Origin of the sequence: Erysipelothrix urinaevulpis, assembly GCF_009828835.1 — a bacterium.
GTDB lineage: Bacteria > Bacillota_I > Bacilli_A > Erysipelotrichales > Erysipelotrichaceae > Erysipelothrix > Erysipelothrix urinaevulpis.
In genome coordinates this window covers 139,839-162,316 of the sequence record NZ_WTTB01000005.1, presented here as the reverse complement: position 1 = coordinate 162,316, position 22,478 = coordinate 139,839, and the positions used below count along the sequence as shown (strand labels likewise).

Annotated in this window: 21 protein-coding genes; 5 read left to right on the top strand and 16 right to left on the bottom strand. The window is 35.7% G+C overall.

Translation table 11 applies throughout. The annotated features are described in order from the left end of the window. Positions 1-8: 8 nt before the first annotated feature. The 8 genes from GVV10_RS07080 to gmk are packed head-to-tail and all read right to left on the bottom strand — an operon-like array spanning position 9 to position 8,535. The gene (locus GVV10_RS07080; protein WP_159521092.1) at positions 9-602 is read right to left on the bottom strand and encodes a thiamine diphosphokinase; all 594 of its coding nucleotides are present in this window, start codon (positions 600-602) and stop codon (positions 9-11) included. Next, entirely contained in the window at positions 599-1,252 is a 654-nt protein-coding gene (gene rpe, locus GVV10_RS07075; RefSeq protein WP_159521090.1) for a ribulose-phosphate 3-epimerase, read from the bottom strand. Before rpe ends, GVV10_RS07080 begins: the two co-directional genes overlap by 4 nt. After that, positions 1,249-2,112, bottom strand: a complete 864-nt coding sequence (gene rsgA / locus GVV10_RS07070; RefSeq protein ID WP_407925655.1) for a ribosome small subunit-dependent GTPase A — start codon at positions 2,110-2,112, stop codon at positions 1,249-1,251. Before rsgA ends, rpe begins: the two co-directional genes overlap by 4 nt. Further along, positions 2,099-3,838 carry a Stk1 family PASTA domain-containing Ser/Thr kinase gene (gene pknB, locus GVV10_RS07065; RefSeq protein WP_159521088.1) on the bottom strand — a complete coding sequence of 580 codons (1,740 nt, stop codon included), beginning with the start codon at positions 3,836-3,838 and terminating at the stop codon, positions 2,099-2,101. Before pknB ends, rsgA begins: the two co-directional genes overlap by 14 nt. Beyond that, positions 3,831-4,562, bottom strand: a complete 732-nt coding sequence (locus tag GVV10_RS07060; RefSeq protein ID WP_159521086.1) for a protein phosphatase 2C domain-containing protein — start codon at positions 4,560-4,562, stop codon at positions 3,831-3,833. The genes pknB and GVV10_RS07060 overlap by 8 nt, the downstream gene beginning before the upstream one ends. Positions 4,563-4,592: 30 nt before the next feature. Then, complete coding sequence (locus GVV10_RS07055) at positions 4,593-5,807, bottom strand: transcription antitermination factor NusB (RefSeq protein ID WP_159521084.1); 1,215 nt, start codon at positions 5,805-5,807, stop codon at positions 4,593-4,595. Continuing rightward, entirely contained in the window at positions 5,804-7,933 is a 2,130-nt protein-coding gene (gene priA / locus GVV10_RS07050; protein ID WP_159521082.1) for a replication restart helicase PriA, read from the bottom strand. The genes GVV10_RS07055 and priA overlap by 4 nt, the downstream gene beginning before the upstream one ends. Positions 7,934-7,962: 29 nt before the next feature. After that, entirely contained in the window at positions 7,963-8,535 is a 573-nt protein-coding gene (gene gmk, locus GVV10_RS07045) for a guanylate kinase (RefSeq protein ID WP_159521080.1), read from the bottom strand. Positions 8,536-8,629: 94 nt separating this feature from the next. Here gmk and GVV10_RS07040 point away from each other — a divergent pair, with 94 nt between their 5' ends. Continuing rightward, on the top strand, positions 8,630-10,249 hold the full coding sequence (locus GVV10_RS07040; protein WP_159521078.1) for an Rqc2 family fibronectin-binding protein: 1,620 nt from the start codon (positions 8,630-8,632) through the stop codon (positions 10,247-10,249). Here GVV10_RS07040 and GVV10_RS07035 read toward each other — a convergent pair. After that, a complete protein-coding gene (locus tag GVV10_RS07035) occupies positions 10,203-10,856 on the bottom strand; it encodes a M48 family metallopeptidase (RefSeq protein WP_159521076.1) in 654 nt (217 codons plus the stop codon). The two genes, GVV10_RS07040 and GVV10_RS07035, sit on opposite strands and share 47 nt — an antisense overlap. Positions 10,857-10,902: 46 nt before the next feature. On the opposite strand from GVV10_RS07035, the gene GVV10_RS07030 reads away from it, so the two are divergent. From GVV10_RS07030 to GVV10_RS07020, 3 genes are read left to right on the top strand one after another with little or no spacing between them, the layout of a single operon-like run. Beyond that, positions 10,903-11,691, top strand: coding sequence for an HAD-IIB family hydrolase (locus GVV10_RS07030; protein WP_159521074.1), 789 nt, complete (start codon positions 10,903-10,905; stop codon positions 11,689-11,691). After that, positions 11,684-12,238, top strand: a complete 555-nt coding sequence (locus tag GVV10_RS07025) for a hypothetical protein (protein WP_159521072.1) — start codon at positions 11,684-11,686, stop codon at positions 12,236-12,238. The genes GVV10_RS07030 and GVV10_RS07025 overlap by 8 nt, the downstream gene beginning before the upstream one ends. Continuing rightward, positions 12,235-12,795, top strand: coding sequence for a Sir2 family NAD-dependent protein deacetylase (locus tag GVV10_RS07020; protein ID WP_159521070.1), 561 nt, complete (start codon positions 12,235-12,237; stop codon positions 12,793-12,795). The genes GVV10_RS07025 and GVV10_RS07020 overlap by 4 nt, the downstream gene beginning before the upstream one ends. Before the next feature lie 47 nt (positions 12,796-12,842). On the opposite strand, the gene GVV10_RS07015 is transcribed toward GVV10_RS07020, so the two are convergent. The 7 genes from GVV10_RS07015 to GVV10_RS06985 all read right to left on the bottom strand — a co-directional run bounded on the left by GVV10_RS07015 (position 12,843) and on the right by GVV10_RS06985 (position 21,782). After that, positions 12,843-15,359 (bottom strand): ATP-dependent Clp protease ATP-binding subunit, encoded by a 2,517-nt coding sequence (locus GVV10_RS07015; RefSeq protein ID WP_159521069.1) that lies wholly within the window; start codon positions 15,357-15,359, stop codon positions 12,843-12,845. A 69-nt stretch (positions 15,360-15,428) separates the two neighbouring features. Beyond that, positions 15,429-16,544, bottom strand: a complete 1,116-nt coding sequence (gene dnaJ / locus GVV10_RS07010) for a molecular chaperone DnaJ (protein WP_159521068.1) — start codon at positions 16,542-16,544, stop codon at positions 15,429-15,431. 22 nt (positions 16,545-16,566) lie between these two features. Beyond that, positions 16,567-18,378: a molecular chaperone DnaK gene (gene dnaK, locus GVV10_RS07005; protein WP_159521067.1), complete on the bottom strand. Its 1,812-nt coding sequence runs from the start codon at positions 18,376-18,378 to the stop codon at positions 16,567-16,569. 11 nt (positions 18,379-18,389) lie between these two features. After that, positions 18,390-18,932, bottom strand: a complete 543-nt coding sequence (gene grpE, locus GVV10_RS07000) for a nucleotide exchange factor GrpE (protein ID WP_328705628.1) — start codon at positions 18,930-18,932, stop codon at positions 18,390-18,392. Then, entirely contained in the window at positions 18,925-19,947 is a 1,023-nt protein-coding gene (hrcA, locus tag GVV10_RS06995; RefSeq protein ID WP_159521066.1) for a heat-inducible transcriptional repressor HrcA, read from the bottom strand. The genes grpE and hrcA overlap by 8 nt, the downstream gene beginning before the upstream one ends. Before the next feature lie 96 nt (positions 19,948-20,043). Further along, on the bottom strand, positions 20,044-20,586 hold the full coding sequence (gene rsmD / locus GVV10_RS06990) for a 16S rRNA (guanine(966)-N(2))-methyltransferase RsmD (RefSeq protein ID WP_159521065.1): 543 nt from the start codon (positions 20,584-20,586) through the stop codon (positions 20,044-20,046). Then, positions 20,583-21,782 (bottom strand): FtsW/RodA/SpoVE family cell cycle protein, encoded by a 1,200-nt coding sequence (locus GVV10_RS06985; protein ID WP_159521064.1) that lies wholly within the window; start codon positions 21,780-21,782, stop codon positions 20,583-20,585. The genes rsmD and GVV10_RS06985 overlap by 4 nt, the downstream gene beginning before the upstream one ends. 124 nt (positions 21,783-21,906) lie before the next feature. On the opposite strand from GVV10_RS06985, the gene def reads away from it, so the two are divergent. Further along, positions 21,907-22,476 (top strand): peptide deformylase, encoded by a 570-nt coding sequence (gene def, locus GVV10_RS06980; RefSeq protein ID WP_159521063.1) that lies wholly within the window; start codon positions 21,907-21,909, stop codon positions 22,474-22,476. Positions 22,477-22,478: the final 2 nt, after the last annotated feature.

Below are 22,478 nucleotides of genomic sequence, written 5' to 3'. Positions count from 1 at the left end.
CGTTTTTTTTATACTTCATTTGACTGAATCATCAGAAATGAACCAGAGTGAACACACAGAAACGCCTGTTCCTCAAGGATTTCATTGGATGATAAATAGGCATCTCCAAGATAGACTTGTCGTCTACTTAAAGGATATTTAACATTTTCAATTGTAATAACTGCTTGTTCAATAACAATAAACGAAAGATAACGATAGTTATCTTTTTTTACTATATAAGTTCCCTCTTCGACCTTTCTAATCTTATTAGAGCCATCAATTAAGACGATTCTTGGATCTTTCAGAGCAAACTGAACATGAAGGTATTCATGGTCTCTACGGCCGCCCAAAGCACCGTATACATAGATTAAATCATAGTCTTTAACCAGACTTAAAGAATATTCAAAATCAGTATAGTCCTTCATCGGTTCTAGTTCATAAATAGGAATATCTAACGTTAAAAGAGCTTGTTTTTGAGACTTCGATACTGAATCAAAGTCTCCACAAGCTGCTTTCATTTCAATTCCTTTGTCATAACAAAGCCAGGCACCATAATCAACACCAAAAACATCGCCCACTGTTTCACCTTCAAATTCTCGCAAAACAAGACTCGCTATTTTCATAATAACGATTGAATGGCTTTTTCTATATCTTCACTGAACACATAACTTCCAGCAACTAAAGCATCAACGCCAGCCTTTTTGACTTTCTTTCCAGTTTCCTCGTTAATACCACCATCAACCGAAATCAAATAATCATACTGATTCAACGCTCTTAATTCCACATACTGTTGAATTCTTTCCAGGCTAATTGGCATAAATGATTGACCACCAAACCCTGGTTCAACACTCATAACCAACACTAAATCAACATATTTTAAATATGGAAGTACCTCTTCGATTGGGGTATGTGGCCGTGAAGTTATCCCAACTTTGACCCCTTTTTTAATTGTTTCTCGAATCACTTGTACACCGTACTCTGCAGAATCAAAGCTTTCAACATGAAACGTAATTTGATCTGCACCTGCATCAATAAATGCATCGACATATTTTTCTGGTTTCACAATCATAAGATGGACATCTAAAAACAAATCAGTAAGTTTTGACATTTGTTTTAAGATCATGGGACCAAAACTAATATTATCAACAAACACGCCATCCATCACATCATAGTGAAGCCATTTTGCTCCTGCAACCTCTAAACGTTTGATTTGGGTTTTACTATCAGTATAATCCAATGATAATAATGATGGGGCTACAATTATTTCGCTCATCGTCGTTCCTCCTTAATTAAGTCTAAAACATCACAATAATTTTGATAACGAACTTTTGAAATCTTCTCTTTTTCAAGTTCTTCCTTAATTTTACATGATGGTTCGCTAACATGCAAACAATCCCTGTATCGACACTCACTCACAAAAGGTGCAAAATCAGGAACTTTCTGTGCTAATTCTAACGGATCAACCTTAGAAAAGTTTAAAGATGAAAAACCAGGAGTATCAGCAATCCAACCATTTTCAACATTATAAAGTTGATTATGACGGGTCGTATGCTTTCCTCGTCCTAACGCTTTCGATATTTCTTGGGTTTGCAATGAAAAATCTTGATTCATTCGATTTAAAATACTTGATTTTCCAACACCACTTTGCCCAGCAAGCACCGATATTTTCCCAGCTAGCACATCACTGAGTTCTGAGGCATCGTCAAACTTATTTAACGCTATGAATCGATAACCCGCTTGTGTATATTCTAATTCAATTTCATTCTTCTTTTCTTCAGAAATTAGATCGGTTTTTGTTAGAACAATTACAGGCTCAATCCCTTCCAAAGCAACTAAAAATATGAGACGGTCGACCAATGTATAGGAAAAATCAGGCTCAAGAGCTGACATCACAATAAGCGCTTGATCAACATTTGCAACTAAGGGTCTAATCAGTGAATTCCTTCGAGGTAAAACTTCTTGAATGACATATTTTTCTTCTAAAAATTCAATTTTAACCTCATCACCAACAATTGGTTTTTGACCCAATCGAAGTTTCCCCATAGCGACAGCTTCAACAATCTTATTGTTATGGTATACATGATAACGATTCGATACAATTCGTGTAATAACCGATTTGTTAAACATTGTCATTTTGATTAGTTTCCTCTTCTACAACTTCCTCATTGGGTTTTTCTTTGGGTTTATCTTTAATATCATAATAATAAAGGACAACAACATTGCTTCCCTCTTGAACATAATAACTCCCTGCCCCAGGACTTGTTTTATTAACAACATTGTATTCTAAACTCACGAGTTGCGATTCACTAAGACCAGCAACAGATAATTTTTCTAAACTGCTTTTCATTCCTAATTCAGACAATGTCTTTTGAGCATTATCTAAAGACATTCCGACAATATTACTTGGAATAACACCACTGGCTTCAGAACTGACCACCAATAAGATCTCGCGACGTTGATCGGGATTTACTTTATCGCCTGGCATCAATAATTCTTGACGAATCACAAGTCCTGGTTCCATATCTTTACGGTATTCTCCGTTTGTTTTAATACTGATGTTTTGACCCGAAAGAAGCTCTTGTACTTCCGACAAAGTTTTTCCTTTATAGTCTTGAATTTCAAAGGTTTTACCCTGAGAAAGTGTTAACTTAACTTGTGAGCCTACCATAACCTTTGAACCCGCTTTGGGTCTTGAGTCAATCACATGCAAATTATCATGTTCATCAGAATACTGATAGGTGTAATTTGGATTTACATGTAATCCAAATTCCGTTAAGATATCCTTTGTTTCTTCCAGACTAAGTCCTTCAACATCTGGCATATCAATTTCTTTAGGTTGACTTGGTCGGGTTAAGATAAATACTAAACCAATAAGTAATAAACTAAGCACTGCAATACTTGTCCAAATCATCCACGGTTTCATTTTTTTCTTTTTGGGGTTCTTTGCATCGTTTGAATCTTGAGGTAAGCTGTGAAGTCGATCAATCATGATTGTTTCGTCATCTGATGTTGATTGCGGCTCCCAAAGTTCTTCATCTTTACGGTTTGAATCGAGCGATGTTTTCAAATCATCGACAAATTCATCCATGGTTCGATAACGATATAATCTATTCTTATGAGTTGCTTTTGCAACAATATTTATCAATGAATTGGGAATACTTGGATTATAATCATGAATTGAAGGAAGTTCATCTCGCATATGCTTCATTGCAATTTCGACAGCTGTTTCACCTTTGTAAGGTGCTTCGCCCGTTAATAACTCATAAAAGACAATCCCTAGGGCATAAATATCTGATTGTTCAGATGCCCCTTCTCCTCGTGAACATTCCGGTGCTAAATAATGCACCGACCCCAAAACTGAATCCGACTTTGTCAACTGCAAGGCATCCCCTGCCAAAGCGATACCAAAATCAGCAATTTTAACAGTGCCATCATCTTTGACTAAGATGTTTTGTGGTTTAATATCACGATGTATAACATTTTTTTTGTGGGCTTTTTGTAATGCAAAAGCGATTTGTTCCATAATAGAAACAGCTTCATATTTATCTAAAGCTCCACGGCGATGAATGAGCGATTTCAAGGTTGTACCATGAATTACTTCCATGACAATGTAGTGCTCACCATCATCTTCTCCAACATCATACACATCAACAATATTCTCATGGTCTAAGCCTGAAGCAGCTTGAGCTTCGCGTTGAAAACGCAATAAAGCAACAGGATCATGAGCTAAACTTCCTCTTAATATTTTGACAGCGACTTCACGCTCTAAAACAGTATCGAGTGCAAGGTAGACATCAGCCATCCCACCCGATCCAATTTTTTTCATAAGAGCATAACGATTTCCAATTGTTCTATTCATTCAAGTCACCTTCAATTAAAATAAATGAAATGTTGTCATAAGCGCCTGCTTCATAAGCCATTTCTCTTAGGCGATTTTTCTTCTCAACAAGGTCATGATGTCTGAGTGTTTCTTCAATCAGTTCATGTTTCACATACGAATGAAGCCCATCTGATGACAACAAGATTTGTTCCCATTCTTGTCCGACCTCAACTTGCTCATATTTCACTTGTTTATCAATACCAACAGCATTCATCAAAACATTTCTCTTGGGATGAATGAGTGACTCTTCTTTACTTATTTTTTTCTGCAAATACATTTCATGGGCATAAGTTTGGTCTTCGCTTAAACAGGTTAATTTTTCTTTAGCAAATGTATAAAGACGAGAATCACCGATGTTAAAACCAACACCAAATCCATTCCATAAAACAAGGGCGATAAGTGTCGTTCCCATCCCTTCAAATTTACGGTGGGATAAAGATTTCTTGAACACCTCATAATTTGTTCGTGTAATGGCATCACCAAACCATGCACTGATATCGTGCACAGATTCAAAATGATCTTGTTTCCTAAAACTTTCTACCATTGATTGAACTGTCATTTTCGAAGCCAATGACCCGGCATTCCCGCCGCCTATTCCATCACAAATCAAAGCTAAAACTGTATTATCTTTTGTCTCAACTGCAAGGTAATCTTGGTTCTCATCTCGAACCAAACCAATCTCACTGATACTAATATATTTCACTTTTATTACCCCATTCCATACTTATTTAGTTTACCATGTTCTTCGACATTGTGCGATATAAAAACCATCGCCTTGTCGTGCCATTGGATCTAACGTTACAGATGTCAACATTTCATAATTATCATGCACTTTTAAAAACGATTCAATTTGTTTCTCGTTTTCTTTTTTATTTAAGGTACAGGTTGCATACACTAAAATCCCCCCAACTTTCACTTGAGTAGCGAGATGGTTCAACATTTTCTTTTGAATCACCTGTAATTCGTCGAGTTCTTCAGGTTTTATATGATATCGTAAATCATGTTTATGCGACAAGACACCAAGCCCTGAGCAAGGAGCATCTAATAAAACTGCATCAAATAACTCGTTATCTTGAAATGTTAAGACATCTTGCGTTACAATTTTAGTATTCTTAACGCCCCATCGTTTAAGAAGTTCAACTGTTACGTTACTTCTTGATTCGTGTAGTTCAACACCAATGATTTCGCCTGTGTTATTTAATCCTTCAGCAATTTGAGTTGTTTTGGTCCCTGGACCACAACAACAATCCAACACCCTCATTCCTTCTTCAAGTTCTAAATACTTTACAACTTCTTGACTATTAATGTCTTGAATTAGAACATAACCATCGTTCAAAAACTGATGTTGGAAAAGGCTGCTTTTTGCATGATATACACCCTGGTTTTCTTCTAAGTGGTCATATAATTTTTCATCATGTTTAAACGGATTAATGCGAACATAGTTTGGTTTAATTTGCTGACAATAGTGCGCATAGTCTCTCGCAAAACTTATAGAATACTGTGAACTTAACAATCGAATAATCCATTCTGGCATGCTAGTTTCAATGCTCAGCGCTTTCACAGGGTCTGAAGGAAGATTTCTTTTTCCTTGGGATAATATTTTCTTTAACACTGCATTCACAACACCGGCAACATGTTTACTGTGAACTTTCTTAATAAGTTCAACGGATTCGTTCACTAAGGCATAATCTGGAATCGGATTCATAAAATATTTTTGAGCCAGAGCCATAATCAAAACTAAACGAATTTCAATTGCGGTATTCTTTTTTAGAAAGGGATCAATCTGGTAATCCAAGTATAAATAATTTTGGAGACTCGTATAAACCAGCGCAGAAATAAATGCTTGATCTTCCTCTTTATCTAAATCGAGTCGTTTAAGTTCTAAATGGGCATGATGGTTATGAACCATCACCTCTTCCATAACTTGATATGCTAATTCTCTTCTCATGATTCGATCCCCATTGGATTTACATCAACGGTAAATCTGACATTTTCACGTTGACGATAATGTTGAATGACTTCGTTTGTTTTATTAATCATTGTGTCTAAATCCTTTCCTTTTAGTATTACACGGACGCGATACCGGTTCGATAAACGACGGATCCCAGTAGGTCCAATTTTTTGAATCGTAGGGTCAATAAACAGATGATCAAACAATTCAGCAGCGACTTGTGCTTTTTCTTCTTTTTCGTCATAAAAAACAACACTTATTAAAAAAGAATACGGCGGGTAACTGGCAAGCTTTCGATACATCATTTCTTGTTTGAAAAAATGTTTATATTTTTGATGAACAGCACAAACAATTGCATAATGATCTTGATTAAAGGTTTGAAGGACCACTTCTCCTACTTTATCACCACGGCCACTTCGTCCCGAAGCTTGAAGAAGTGTTGCAAAGCTTTGTTCTACCGAACGATAATCATCATGAACTAAGCCCGCATCAGCATTCACTATCCCAACTAATGTGACATTGGGAATATCGAGTCCTTTCGCAATCATTTGTGTTCCTATTAATATATCATATTCATGATGAATAAATGAAGATAGTATCTTGGCGTGACTTCCTTTTCTGCGTGTTGTATCAGCATCCATACGTAATACGTTTGCGCTTGGGAAGTGGTGTTGAATTAACTCTGCAAATCGTTCTGTTCCCATCCCCTGTCCTGTTAGTGTCATATTCGTGGGTGTTTTATTACTTTGATACCCGCAGATATGACAGCGAAGAACATGATCAAATTTATGATAATTTAATGCAACATCACAATGTGGACATTCTAATACTTTTTGTGTTTTCACATCTTTAAGAATTGGTAAATACCCTCGACGATTTAAGAGTAATACAACTTGTTCTTTTTTTTCGAGTCGGTGTTGAATGGCATTTTCTAGTGGTGCACTTAAGTAAGCACCATGGGGGCGATGTAACTGTTGGTTTGTATCGACTAAAGTTACCTTGGGAAATTGATGATTGATTCGATGACTTAGTTCAATCAGTGTGTACACATTTCTAAGGGCTCGCGCATAAGATTCTAAGGATGGGGATGCACTTCCCAAAACAAGTGGACAATTATGTGTTTTTTGACGCCACTGCGCTATGTCCCTTGTATGATAATAAGGTGTATTCCCTTGTTTATAACTGGTATCATGTTCCTCATCCATCACAATCAACCCTAAATTAGTGAAGGGAAGAAAGATTGAGGAGCGGGTTCCTACAATTAATTTAACCTTTGCTTCTTTGACTCGTTTATATTGTTCATATTTTTCTTGATCGTTTAAACCTGAATGATAAATCGCAACATCACGTCCAAATCGTTTGCTGACACGCTCAATCATCTGCGGTGTTAAGGATATTTCAGGAACCATAATCAAGACTTGTTGATTGTTTTTAAGCGCTTTTTCAGCAACATGTAAATACACTTCAGTTTTTCCACTTCCTGTTACCCCATGAAGGAGATAGGTTGTTTGACTGCCCAGTTTAATCTTTGAAATTGCACTCTCTTGATCTTGAGTAAGCACATGATTGAATGTTTCTTGTTTGATTTCTTGTGGTTCGTACATTGCTTCGATTTCATACGCTTCCAACACGCCTTTTTCAACCAGCACCTTGACATTAGAATAGAATTTTCGTGCTTGGGTATAGGAAAGACGCTTCTTAGTTTCAAGCAAATTGACAAGTTCAGCTTGTTTGGGCGTTAATGAGTGTTGGTGGTTGGGATTAAGTCTTACCATTCGGACCATCTTTATAGGACGATGATTACTTTTAGGTCTCAATTTGTTGGGAAGAATTGTTTGAAAACAGGAAATGGTCGGCGCTACATAATGATGGGCCATCGTATAGGCTAGATCCATAAGCTCTTGATTTAAGATGACCTCTTCATCGATTACCTCTTTGATAGGCAATACTTCATAAGGTAGTGAGATGGGTTCATAGGCCTTCACAACAAAACCGACACGTTCTCTGTTTTGGATTGTAACCATCACACGCATGCCAACTTTAATCGCATCATTTGAACTTTTATACGTATACGCATCTTGAAAAAAGAAGCCATCTTCTAATACAATATCGTAATACTTCATCCATCCACCTCCACGTGAGAAAACAACTCCTAAAGAGTTGTTTCGATGTTTCTTTTAATGATAAGTGCAACAGAATCAGCTGCAATTTGTGGATCATCATTACAAATAACGTAACGGTAATGATTCATAAGATCCATTTCTTTCGACGCTTTGCTCAATCGTTCATGAATCACATCCGCTGATTCAGTTCTACGATTAATAATTCGACGTTCTAATTCTTCCATGCTGGGTGGAACTAAGAATATACTTAATGAATCTGGGACACGTTCAATTACCTGACGTGCTCCTTGGACTTCAATTTCTAACAATACATTTTTTCCCAAGTTTCGAAGACGTTCAACTTCCTCGATTAATGTACCGTAGTAATTCCCAACAAACTCCGCATACTCTAATAACTCATCATTCGCAATCGCTTTTTCAAATCGTTCTCGTGTCACAAAGTAGTAGTCTTCCCCTTCAACTTCTCCTTCACGAGGTGAACGAGTGGTCATTGAAATAGAATATGCTAGATTTAATTCTTCTTTGTCAAAGAATAATTCTCGTACCGTTCCCTTGCCAACGCCACTTGGTCCTGAAAAAATGATTAATAGCCCTTTTTTCATTTTTTCCTCATCCTCCTTTTTGTTAATATTAAAGAAAAATCTTATACTTGTCAAACACATGCTATAATACATTATAACAAGAAAGGTTGATACTATGCCACTCGATGGAATTGTCTTACATCAAACACTAAAAAAACTAAACGAAAATTGTCCCTTAAAGATCAATAAAATACGACAAGCATCCGATACAGAATTTATGTTCCAATGCTTTAGTCAAAAACGATTGGATCTTTTAATCTCTTTACATCCTAATTTTGCTCGAATTCATTTTACTGAAAATCGATCCAGTAGAAATCTAGGAGCGACCCATTTTGTCACGATATTTAGAAAACATCTTGAAGGTGGAATAATTAAACAATTTGAACAAATTGGCTATGATCGCCTGACCAAAATAACCATTGAACATCGTGATGAGATGGGTGTTATGCATGATTATTATATTTTCCTGGAATTTTTTGGTCGCTATGCAAACTTAATTTTAGTCGATGAATCTATGAAAATCATTGATAGTTTTAAACGGATTAGTGATTTCGAAACTCAAGACCGTTTTATTTTACCCAATGTTTTATATCAAGCGCCAAATCCGCAAAATAAATTGCCTTTTGATCTTCTTGATCAAATCGATATCAATAAGGGTATTATGAACCAAATTGAAGGAATATCACCCGTTCTTGAACGAGAAATATATCATCGTTTAACAACTAGCTCACTCACAGAAATTAAACAAGAAATCCTTGAAAGTGAAACATTATACCTTTACAACAATGATTACCATTGTATTGCTTTAGATCATTTGGATGAAAGTCCTAAACCATTGCCACTCATGATTGGGTTTGATGCCTACTATTCAAATCGCCAAGAACAAGATCGCATCAAGTCACACACACAAAATATTAGTAAACTTGTTCGACGAGAACTCAAACGGAATCAAAAAAAGTTGAACAAATTAGAATTAGAGTATGAAAGAGCCTATGAGATTGAACATTTACGTCTTTACGGTGATGTCTTAATGACCTATGCAAGTCAAGAATCTGCCGGGAAACGATCAATACGTTTACAGGATTTTGATGGGAATACGATCGACATCCCATTGTTAGAATCAAAAAACGGATTACAAAATGCCAATGATTATTACAAGCAATATCGTAAACGGAAAACTAGCCGTCATTATCTTGAAGAACAAATCTCAATTGCTAAACAGTTATTGGATTATTATGAAAAATTATTGATTCAAATAGAACAAGCAACTCTGGAAGATGCTTTAGAAATATCTGAAGAATTACAAGAACAAGGATTACTCAAGCAAAAGACTCAAAAACATAGTCGCAAAAAGAAAAAGAAACCAAATTATCGCGTTGTAGAATTTGATGAAGATTGCACGCTTTATATTGGTAAGAATAACATACAAAATGAGGAACTAAGTTTTAAAGTAGCAAATAAAGAAGATTATTGGTTTCATGCAGCGAATGCTCAAGGGGCCCATGTCATTGTGAAAACATCAAAACTCAATGAACCACGTTTAAGAATTGCAGCTCAATTTGCTGCATACTTCTCGAAAAACCGCCTTGGTAGCAGCGTTGAAGTTCATTATACTTTAGCAAAACATGTGAAGAAAATTCCTAAAGCTCCAAAAGGAATGGTTAAAATTGATCATTTCAAAAGTATTTTTATTGATCCAGATGAGTCTTTAATTGCTTCTTATCTTGAGCAATAACATCTTTATAATTTGACATCGAAGCTTCTATCAACGCATAGAAGCTTTTTGAATGATTAAACTCAATTAAATGAGCACACTCATGTAAGACAACATAATGTATAAAATCAATTGTATGTTCATAAAGGTATGTATTGAATGCCAGTTCATCATTTGAAGAACAACGACCATGAATTCGTTTGTACTTTCTAACCTTATACGGTGGACGTTCAAGCCCTAACGCTTGACTATAAGAATCAATTGCTTCATCAATAATCTTTATTAGTTTAATTTTTAATTGGTTTTCTATATAGCTTACCTTTGCTTTCATCGAAGATGTTTCAGGCGAATACACAACGATTTTTTCATCGATAACAAGGGACCACTTGGGATTGTTGATATAAATAATTTCTTTATACTCACCAAAAACATAGGCGTAATTTAAGTCACTTTGAATCCCTACGGGTCTATATTCTTGCAATCTTTCATTGATCCAGGCTTCTTTTTCAGCAACAAAAGCCTTTATGCTTTGAGAATCCGCCAAAAGTGGTGCTCTGACAATGACGGCTCCATCACGAATTATGATTGCAATTGTTTTTCTATTACTTTTAATGAGTGTATATTCCATACAATAATAATAACACAACTATGCTATAATTAGTGAGGTGATAATTATGAAAAAATCAGATGTTTTTTACTTTGATATCGATGGAACAATCCTTGATAACAAAGCAAATCATATCAGTAAGCAAACCATTTATGCTTTAAAAGAATTACAACGCCAGGGTTACAAAGTGGCGTTGTGTACCGGGAGAACAAAGAGTGGAATCATTGAAGCGAATGTTCATGACTTAATTGTTTGGGATGGCTATGTGTTAGCCAATGGATCAATTGTTCTTGATGAAAATCAAGCAGTCATTTCAGAAGTTCTTATGGATCCTACGATTATTCATCATGTTCAAGATGACATTGGGAAAAAAGCATTGTTGCTTGAAGGGCACTACAATTTCTTAACCTATCCTGCTCATGATAGAATATTAGATGCGTTAGATCACTTCGGCATTGATGCAAACTATCCGATCGAAACATTTGAAAATCAGGCAATATTTAATGTGCTATGTTATGATTCGTTGTCTGAAAAGACATTAGATTTCCTTAAAGTTAAAACTCAAATCTTTAAAGATCAACTAGGTAATTTAGAAATTATCCCGCTTCAATCGGGAAAGGAAAATGGAATCAAAACCCTCAATAAGCACTTCAATGCTACTTATCATACGGTTTTTGGTGATGGTGAGAATGATTTAAATATGCTGAAACAAGCAGACTTTAGTGTTGCTATGGGAAATGCAGAAGAAGCACTGTTCATGCATGCAGACTTCATTGCAAAACGAGTTGACGAGAATGGAATTTATCATGCATTAATCGAGCATGGGCTCATACAAAAGGAGAATAACAATGAATAAAGAAGAAATTCAACAATTAAGAAATAATTTAATAAAAGATCATCGACGCAGAATGCTCTATCTTATTAAAGGTGAACAAGCTGGCTATCATATGAATGAAAGTGACTTAAAGTTCGTTAGTATTTATGAAGCGAAGGAACTTTATTCACTCTTGATTTTTTTGGTAACATTTGGAATTCTAAAACAAAAGTTTATTCTTGCGGTTGGAATTGTCGTTCTTTTAAATATCGCAATCTATATTTACTTTAATAAATTTTTCTTATCTGATAAAAACATTATCAAGATTAGAGAACAAGAATACGAAAAATTGGATTCACTTGAAGCGCATGAAGAATTTAAGGCAGACGCCTTTTCAAAAACAATACTTCCGTTATTTTTAGTGATTATTATTTTTTCAGTGCTCATCAAACCGGATGCAAACAATAACAATCCCATTGACATCAATTTAATGAGAGCAACTCTTGTCTTATTGCCTGTTTATTCAGTTCAACATTTTATGAAGTATCTACGTGAAAGAAAAATTGTGAAAGGAATGAAAAAAGAATGATCCTTGCTCTTACAGGTGCAGGAATTTCAAAAGCATCGGGTTTAAGTACATTTGATGAAATGCCTGGTGTTCGTGCCAAACTTAATCGTGAATATCTCGATAAACACCCTGAAGATTTTAGAAAATCAGTCATGGAAATGCATCATGTCTTCAAAAACGCTCAGCCTAACGATGCTCATTTTGCCCTTGCAGATTATAATATCCCCATACTAACCATGAATGTGGATGGCTTGCATGAAAAAGCTGGTTCAACTCCTATTAATTTACATGGAACAGTTCCCAGTGATGAAGAATTAGCCAAACCAGAACATCTACAAGATCGACCTGTTTTATATGGTGAAGAAGCACCTAATTATAAACGTGGAATTGAGCTTGTACAACAGTTAGGGAAAAACGATATCTTATTAGTCATTGGCGCTTCAGCATATACAGGTATTTCAAATGATATTCGTAATATTGCTGCTCACAACGGTGCTCATGTTATTGAAATACAAGACAATGCAGTAACAAACACACGATTGGTTTTAGAAGAATTAAAACGTAAAAATTTAATATAAAAACTTGAGTTTTTTACCAACTCAAGTTTTTTTTATATCTTCAAATGTTAGGCTATCTTTACAATAAAGTCGTCGTCATATTCAAGGCTAATCATAGAATCTTCGGCAGGTTCTTCGCGGATGATTAAGTAAGCAATATCAGTTTCTATAACTTGTTGGATGAACCGTTTCATTGGACGGGCTCCATAATGAACATCGCTTCCTTTTTCTACAATTTTTTTCAATGCTTTTTCCGTATAGTCAAACCTTAAGCCTCTTTTTAGAATTCTATCCTTTAATTCGTCTAAGAATTTGATAGCAATTGATTCTAGTACAGATTCATTAAGTGCATTAAAGACAATAATATCATCGACACGATTAATAAACTCCGGTTTGAAAAAGCGTTGTACTTCTTGACGATAATGATCATCACGTAAAACTGGGTCATCTTCAAAGGCGTGTTGACTTCCTAGGTTTGAGGTCATGATGATAATGGTATTTTTGAAATCTACCATCACGCCCTTACTATCCGTGATTCGTCCATCGTCTAGTATTTGTAGTAATACATTATAGACATCGGGGTGTGCTTTCTCAATTTCATCGAGTAGGATGATTGAATATGGATTTCTTCGAACACTTTCTGTTAATTGTCCGCCTTGTTCATAACCAACATATCCTGGAGGAGCACCAATGAGACGTGATACGGAATGTTTTTCCATGTATTCACTCATATCAATTCTAACCATTCGGTTAACATCGTCAAATAATTCCTGTGCAAGAACTTTTGCAACTTCTGTTTTACCAACACCTGTTGGTCCTAAAAACATAAATGACGCAAGCGGTCTGGATTCATCTTGTATTTGTGCTTTTGATCGGATAATTGCATCCGTTACTTTAGAAACTGCATGATCTTGACCTTTAACAAATCGTTTTAACTGATTTTCTAAATCAAGTAACTTTTCTCTTTCTGTTGCCAGCAAGTTACCAACTTCTATCCCTGTCCATTTAGAAACAATATCAGCAATTAAATCTGCGGTAACAATTTCTTGGATCATGCCGGTATTATGACGGTCTTCTTGCTTAATTAAATCTTCTAAATAAGGAATTCTTTCATATTGTAAACGGGCGGCATCTTCATAACGCGCATCATTTTGAGCACGTTCAAACTCCAATTTTGCTTTCTCTAGATTCTCTTTAGCACTTTTTACTTCGTCTAATTTATCTTTTTCAACTTGCCATTCATCGTGCATCAGTTTATGTTTTTCTTTTAAAACCTCTAATTCAGTTACGATTTCTTCTAATCGTTCCAGGGTTTTGCTCTCTGTTTCTTTTTTTAACGCCATTTCTTCAATTTCTAACTGACGGATTTTTCGTGTTAATTCATCCAATTCTTCTGGCATCGATTCCATTTCAACTCGAATTGAAGCACATGCTTCATCCACAAGATCGATGGCTTTATCTGGAAGAAATCGATCTGTGATATAACGGTTTGAGAGTGTTGCGGCAGATATAATAGCTTCGTCTAAAATTGTTACACCATGGTAGGATTCAAAGCGATCTTTAAGACCTCTTAAAATTGAAACTGTATCTTCAACCGTAGGTTCATCAATATTTACTCGTTGAAAACGACGTTCTAAGGCAGCATCTTTTTCGATATATTGACGATATTCATCGAATGTTGTTGCACCTATTAAATGTAATTCTCCACGCGCAAGCATTGGTTTTAAAAGATTTGCAGCATCCATTGAACCTTCTGTTTTTCCTGCTCCAACAACGTTGTGGATTTCATCAATAAACAACACAATGTTGCCATCTGCTTCTTTTACTTCATTGAGGACTGCTTTTAATCGCTCTTCAAATTCGCCTCGGTATTTTGCACCGGCAATCAATGATCCCATATCAAGTTCAATAAGTTGTTTCCCTTTTAAACTAAATGGAACATCCCCCCTCATCATTCGCCATGCTAAGCCTTCTGCGATTGCAGTTTTACCAACACCTGGTTCACCAATCAAAATTGGATTATTTTTTTGCTTTCTTGACAATATTTGAATAACGCGGCGGATTTCTTCATCTCGACCAATAACAGGATCAATTTTTCCATCTTTAACATCTTTGACCAAATCACGTCCATATTTTTTTAAAGCATTTAATTGGTTTTCAGCATTCGCTTGATCCATTGTTTTACCATTTAAAACCTCATTAATTGCCTTTTCAAGCGCTTTAATATCTATACCAAAACTATTCTCCTTTACGCATGCCATTAAAAGTGCATACATTGAGATAAATTGATCATTACGCTTTTCAGCCCATTTTTTTGCATCATTGAGTGTTTTTTCTAAATGAGGACTCATTTGTAATTGAGTATTTTGTGCTTTAGGTAACTGATTTAATTTCTGGTCAATTTGGTCAATAATTGTAAATTTATCTGTATCAATTAATGTAAAAATCTCATCGACTTCATTTCGTGATAATGTTGCTTTGTAAACATGAAGGGGTTCTAACATCGGATTTTGCATGGCTTGAGCTAGACTACTTGCCTCCATTAAAATTGTTTGAACTAATTCTGTTAATTTATCATAATTCATTTTTATTCACCTCTCTTTGTGGCACTCTTACTTAGTGAGTGCTAATGTGTTAGGAAAAGAAAGGTGTTTCTATTTGAACGCCTTTTTAAAACGATCAAACACCGAATCACCTTTGTCTTCTTTTAATTTCTCGTATAACTCTTTTTCACTCTTAGAAAGTTTTGTTGGAACTTCGAGTTTAACTTCAACAAACTGATCACCTAGACGACCTGTTCGTAAATCTTTAACACCTTTTTCTTTTAATCTGAATTTTGTATTGGGTTGTGTTCCCGCCGGAATTGTGAGTGTAACATCACCATGGACTGTCGGAACATCAATCTCTGTTCCTAAGGTTGCATCTATCGTTGATAATGGAATTGTAATATGAATATTACTTCCGTCACGCTTAAAGTGTTTATGAGATCCGACAACAATTTCTATGAGTAAATCACCGTTTGGACCACCATTTGCACCGCGTTCACCTTTACCACTTACACGTAATTGTTGACCTGAAAAAATTCCTGCTGGAACTTTTATATCAACATTGACACGTTTATTGATATAGCCTGCACCTTTACAGTCTTTACAATGTTTGCTAATAGTTTTACCTTTACCATTACAATCAGGACATACACCCTGTGTTTGAACAACGCCAAAAGGAGTTCGTTGTTGACGGACAGTTTGTCCGGTCCCGTTACAAGTTGAACATGTTTTTACATCCGACTTACTGTGGGCTCCTGTTCCATGACACGTTGTACATTCTTCATCAACATTTAATGTAACAGTTTTCTCAACACCAAAGATTGCTTCCATAAAATCAATTCGCATTGACATAAAGCGATCTTGTCCTTTTCTTGGGGCATTTTGATCATAGCTACTGCCACCACCAAAACCACCACCAAAGAATGAACTAAAGATATCTTCAAAACTATCGCCAAAGCCTCCACCAGAGAAGCCCCCTTGACCAAAACCACCATTTTGGTCAAAGGCAGCATGACCAAATTGGTCAAAATTTCCTCGTTTTGTTGAGTCGCTAAGAACTTCATACGCTTCTTGGACTTCTTTAAACTTTTCTTCTGCTCCTGGATCTTTGTTAACATCGGGATGATATTGTTTTGCTAATTTTCGATAGGCTTTTTTTATCTCATCATCCGTTGCGGACTTACTGACACCTAATACTTCATAATAATCTCTTTTTTGCGCCATGTTATCCTCCGCCCTTGTTTAATTACTCGTCTTTTTCTTCGAATTCTGCGTCAACCACTGTATCGTCATTGTTATCTTCATAAGGTTGAGCATTTACGCCATCACCTTGATCTGCATACATTGTTTGTGCCATTGCTTGGGCTGCTTGTTCGAGTGCATCAAGTTTTTCTTTTAAGTTTTCCATATCATTATTATCTAATGATTCTTGTAATTCGTCACGAAGTTTTGTTACTTCCTCACGTTGTTCGTCTGTAATGTTTGCATTTTCTTCATCTAATGTTGTATTAATTTGATGAATGAATTGTTCTGCTTGGTTCTTGAGTTCAACTTCTTCTTTTAAGCGATTGTCTTCAGCAGCGTTTTCTTCTGCTTCTTGAACCATTCTTTCGATTTCTTCTTCGCTTAATCCTGAACTGTTTGTAATTGTAATGGATTGTTTCTTACCTGTTCCTTTATCTGTTGCGGAAACATTAACAATACCGTTAACATCAATATCAAACGTAACTTCAATTTGTGGAATTCCCCTTGGTGCAGGAGCAATTCCATCGAGTTTGAATAAGCCAAGATTTTTATTGTCTTTAGCCATTGGTCTTTCACCTTGTAAAACATTAATATCTACAGCTGGTTGATTATCTGCTGCGGTTGAGAATACTTGTGATTTAGATGTAGGGATGGTTGTGTTACGTTCAATTAATGGTGTCATAACACCTCCCATAGTTTCAATACCAAGAGATAATGGCGTAACATCTAAGAGTAAGACATCCTTAACATCTCCAGAAATAACACCACCTTGAATTGCAGCTCCCATTGCAACCACTTCATCAGGGTTGACTGATTTATTTGGTTCTTTTCCTAATTCGCTCTTAACAGCATTAACAACAGCTGGAATACGTGTTGATCCACCCACTAATAGAACTTGATGAATATCATTACGTGTTAAACCTGCATCTTTAAGTGCTTGACGGACTGGAATCAATGTTCGTTCGACCAATGATTTTGTCATCTCGTCAAATTTAGCACGACTTAAACTTGTTTCTAAGTGTAATGGTCCTGCTTCACCAGCTGAAATAAATGGTAATGAGATTTGTGCATTCACAGTAGATGATAAATCTTTTTTAGCTTTTTCTGCTGATTCTTTCAAACGTTGCATAGCCATTTTGTCTTTTGATAAATCAATGCCATTTTCTTTTTTAAATAAATCAACTAAATGGTCAACAATAATGTGGTCAAAATCATCACCACCTAATTCATTATCTCCAGATGTTGATAATACTTCAAATGTTCCATCTGCTAATTCAAGGATTGAAACATCAAATGTACCACCACCAAGGTCAAAAACTAATACTTTTTGTTCTGTTTCTGTTTTATCAATACCAAACGCTAACGCAGCTGCAGTTGGTTCGTTAATAATACGTTCAACTTCTAAACCAGCAATTGTACCAGCATCTTTTGTTGCTTGTCGTTGGGCATCATTGAAGTAAGCTGGAACAGTAATAACTGCTTTTGTTACCTTTTCACCAAGATAATCTTCGGCGTATCCTTTTAAATATGAAAGAATCATCGCTGAAATCTCTTCTGGTGTGTAATCCTTACCTTCTAAGTTAACCTTTTCATTTGTACCGATTAATCGTTTGACTGAAATTGCTGAGTTTGGGTTTGTAACAACTTGACGCTTTGCCGCATCCCCAACAATACGTTCACCATTTTTAAAGCTTACGACTGATGGTGTTGTTCTGTTCCCTTCAGGGTTTGTAATGACGACCGCTTCGCCACCATCCATAACTGCTACTGCAGAGTTTGTAGTTCCTAAATCAATACCAATAATTTTACTCATAATTTTTCCTCCTATTCGCTGACTTTGACCATACTTGGTCTTAAAATACGATCTTTAATCATATATCCTTTTTGAAATTCTTCGATAACAATATTTGCTTCAACATCTTCCTGTTTCTCCATAACTACAGCTTGATGGAGATTGGGATCAAATTCTTTATTTAAAGCCTCTATTGCGACAACTCCTTCACGTTCTAACGATGATTTAAGTTGTTCATAAATCATTGAAACACCTTCATGCAATGCCTCATCTTTAGTTTCTGCCAATAACGCTCTTTCAAAGTTATCGAGTGCTGGCAATATTTCTAACGCAAAGTTTTGGATCTTATATTTTTGTGATAAGTCATGGTCTCTTTGTAATCGCTTCTTAAAGTTATCGGCTTCTGCTCTTACTTTGAGTCCATCTTCTTTGAGTGATTTTAATTCATTTTCTAAAATCTCTATCTCTTTTTTTAAAATGTCTTCTTCATTAAGTTCAACTGTTTCTTCCGACTCAACATTCTCTTCCAATGTTTCTTCTTCATTCACAGCTAAATCTTCTGTCTTTTTACTCATCGCCATCTTCCTTTCCATAGACTTTTTCAATCATTTCAGTAACATAGTCCATCATGGACAAGACAGCGCCGTATTCCATACGACTAGGCCCTACAACCATCAGTTTGTGTTCCTCGTCATCATCGCCTTGAAACGAGCTTGTAATGACTGCCATATCATCAACCCACGTTAATTCACTTTGAGTTGAACGACGAAGTGTCATTTGATCATGTTGGCTTGATAATTGTCGCCAAATATGAGAATCTTCAAGCATTCCCATCAACTGTCTAAGTTTCGTTACATCAGAGAATTCAGGCTGCATGAGCATGTTCTTTCGACCACTCATATAAACTTCATCCTGAGCAAATTTTACAAATGCTCCAACAAACGCCTCGAACAGCTCCTCATAATGACTCAATCGTTGTGATAAAATTGGCTTTAAACTTTCCATTCTTACCACTACTTCAGATAATGGAGTTCCCTTGAGTCGATCATTTAAAATAGTTGTACAACTTTCTAAATCTTCAACTGATATCTCATCATCAAATTTAAAGACACGATGCTCAGCATGACCTGACTCAGTCACAAACACCGCCATCGCTGACAATGAATTCAAAGGAATTAATTGAATGCTTTTTAGGGTCTCATCATTTGAACTAGGCCCTAAAACAACGGACGTTAAATTCGTCATTTGTGACAAAATATCACAACTTTGCCGAATTGCCTCCTCGATGCTCAGACGACGATCTGAAAATATTTGTGACAACGCCACTTCAACCGCTTGATTCTGAACATCTTCCATTAGATGCTCTACAAAGAATCGATAGCCCTTTGTTGAAGGAATACGCCCACTTGACGTATGGGTTTTCTCTAACAGCCCTAACTTTTCAAGATCAGACATTTCATTACGAATTGTTGCTGATGAATAATTTAAGTTATACTTATCAATTAAAGTTTTCGACCCAACCGGTTCTGCTGTATTGACAAATTCATTGACAATGGCTTTAAAAACTTCAATCTTTCGTTCTGTTAACATGGGTTACCCTCCTATCTTTTTGCATCTACGAATAGTTTACACCATCTCTTTGGCACTGTCAAGGGTTGACTGCTAAAACATTAAAAAAAAAGGACTTTATGTCCTTTGATAATAATGAATTGTTGTATTACCATACGTTTTAGATCGATAACGACTCAGGTTTCCATAACCATCACGAAGATGTACATTTCGATCGGTTTCCACAATACAATAGCCCTTTTCTTTTAATATTTCAAGCGATGCAATTGTAGCAACAACCTTATCTATATCTTTATAATCATAAGGCGGATCTAAAAATATACAATCAAAGACTTCCAAGGACCTCTTCAAATAAGTGGGAACATCCATCACTTTCACATCACTTCGATTCTTTACATCAAAATTATGAATGTTTTCCTGAATCATCGCTGCAGCTTTTCGATCAACTTCAACCATGACAGCTTTTTCATAGCCTCGACTTAAAGCTTCTAGAGCCATCGCCCCTGTTCCAGAAAATAAATCTAAAAATGTTCCTTCATCGAAATAAGAACCTAAATGATCAAATATTGCCGCTCGAACTTTATCACTCGTTGGACGACTAACCCTTGATTTTAAACTGTTAATTTTACGTGAACCAAATTCACCTGCAATAATTCTCATACGTGTTTAACCTTCTTCTGTTCTAATGCCTTATGTCGAGAAATAACACTTTGAGATAAGCCGATAGCTAACATAATCGCCATTCGACTTGATCCCCCTGCTGAAATAAAGAGCAGTGGAACTCCTGTCAGTGGAATTAAAGCAGTAATCCCTCCAACATTAAAGACAAAGTGAATCATGATATAAGCAACCGTCCCAACCAACACCATCTTTTCTTTTTCAAACTTAACCTTAAATGCCATTTTCAACAATCGATAAATAACAATACCATATAATATAAGAAGAAATGAAAAACCAATCATACCAAGTTCCTCAATCACAACCGCTAAAATCGCATCATTCTCTGCTTCTGGAAGGTATGAGTATTTAATAAACCCTTTTCCATAACCAACACCTAATAATCCACCTTTAACAAATGCGACAATTCCATTAAAAATCTGATAATACCCATTGTCATATCGATTGGTGAATGGATTTGCACTAATTCTAAAACGATCAATCATATAACTTGGGATTGGCAACTTATCAATCATCGCAACCCCTTTGGGAGTTGTAACCCAAAACATTAAGATTAATCCAATAACAAGAAGCGTAAACATAACTCGTTGCGCTTTACTCATCGCTAGATTAGATGGAACCAGCATTACGACATAAGTAATCCCTGCAATTACCACGGCAGACCCTAAATCTTTTTGAGCAATTGTGACAAAGCCAACAATAATCAATACGATAACAATAGGAGTTTTTGCTAATTTCCACATACTTTTTACTTTCGTTGAAACTTTTTGTTTATCGCCTAGGAAATAAGCCATCAGTAGAATGACAAAGACTTTCGCAAACTCACTGGGTTGAATTGTAATTTTTCCAATCCGAATCCAAGCTCTTGCTCCTCGAACTGATGGGAAAGCCATGGTTAAAAATAAGAGCCCCATAATTCCAATGAGAATTTTCATATAATGTTTACCAAATGCTTTAAAACTAAAATTTCGAGCTGCCTGAACCATGATATAGTAAGAAGCCACAATAAAAGCAATCTCTTTCACAAAAATAATCGTAAGAGACTTGCGTGTTGCAATGCTTGTCATGTTTGCGGATAAAATCATTAATAAACCAAATAAGTTTAGAAAAATTATCGCAGCATGAATTCCTTTATCATAGCCTTTGGGCATTTTTATGTTAAATATTTTTCGTATCATATCAATACTTTACCACATTTTAGACGAAAAATAAGGCAAAGACTTTCAAAATTATCATTTTTAAGTTATTATACTTATAACAGACCAACATAATAATATGATTAAAAGGAATTGAGGATTAAAAATGAAAAAAATAAATATGGACACCATCGTCCTAGACCCTAACCCTGTTTTGCGTCAAAAATGTGAGATGGTTTCTTTTCCGTTGCAAGAAGATGATAAAAAAATTATGAATAGCTTGTTGAAATATGTGCGAGATTCTCGTGATGAAGAATTAGCAGAAAAAGAAAACCTACAACCAGCTGTAGGAATTGCAGCACCTCAAATAGGTGTTTTAAAGCAAATGACTGCAATTGTTGTTGATATTGAACAGAAAGATGGTTCATTTAAAACTGTTGAGTATGCGCTTATCAATCCGAAAATTATTTCACACTCTGTTAAACAAACTGCCTTAAAATATGGCGAAGGATGTCTATCTATTCGCGAAACCCATGAAGGGATTGTGCCAAGACACAAACGAATCCGTATACAGGCATATGACATGATTCAAGAAAAAAATATCGATTTTAGAGTAAAAGATTATTTAGCAATCATTTTACAACATGAGATTGATCATTTAAACGGCGTATTATTTTATGACCACATTAATCAAGAAAATCCTTGGTTTGATCAAGATATAGAAATTATAGATTAGGA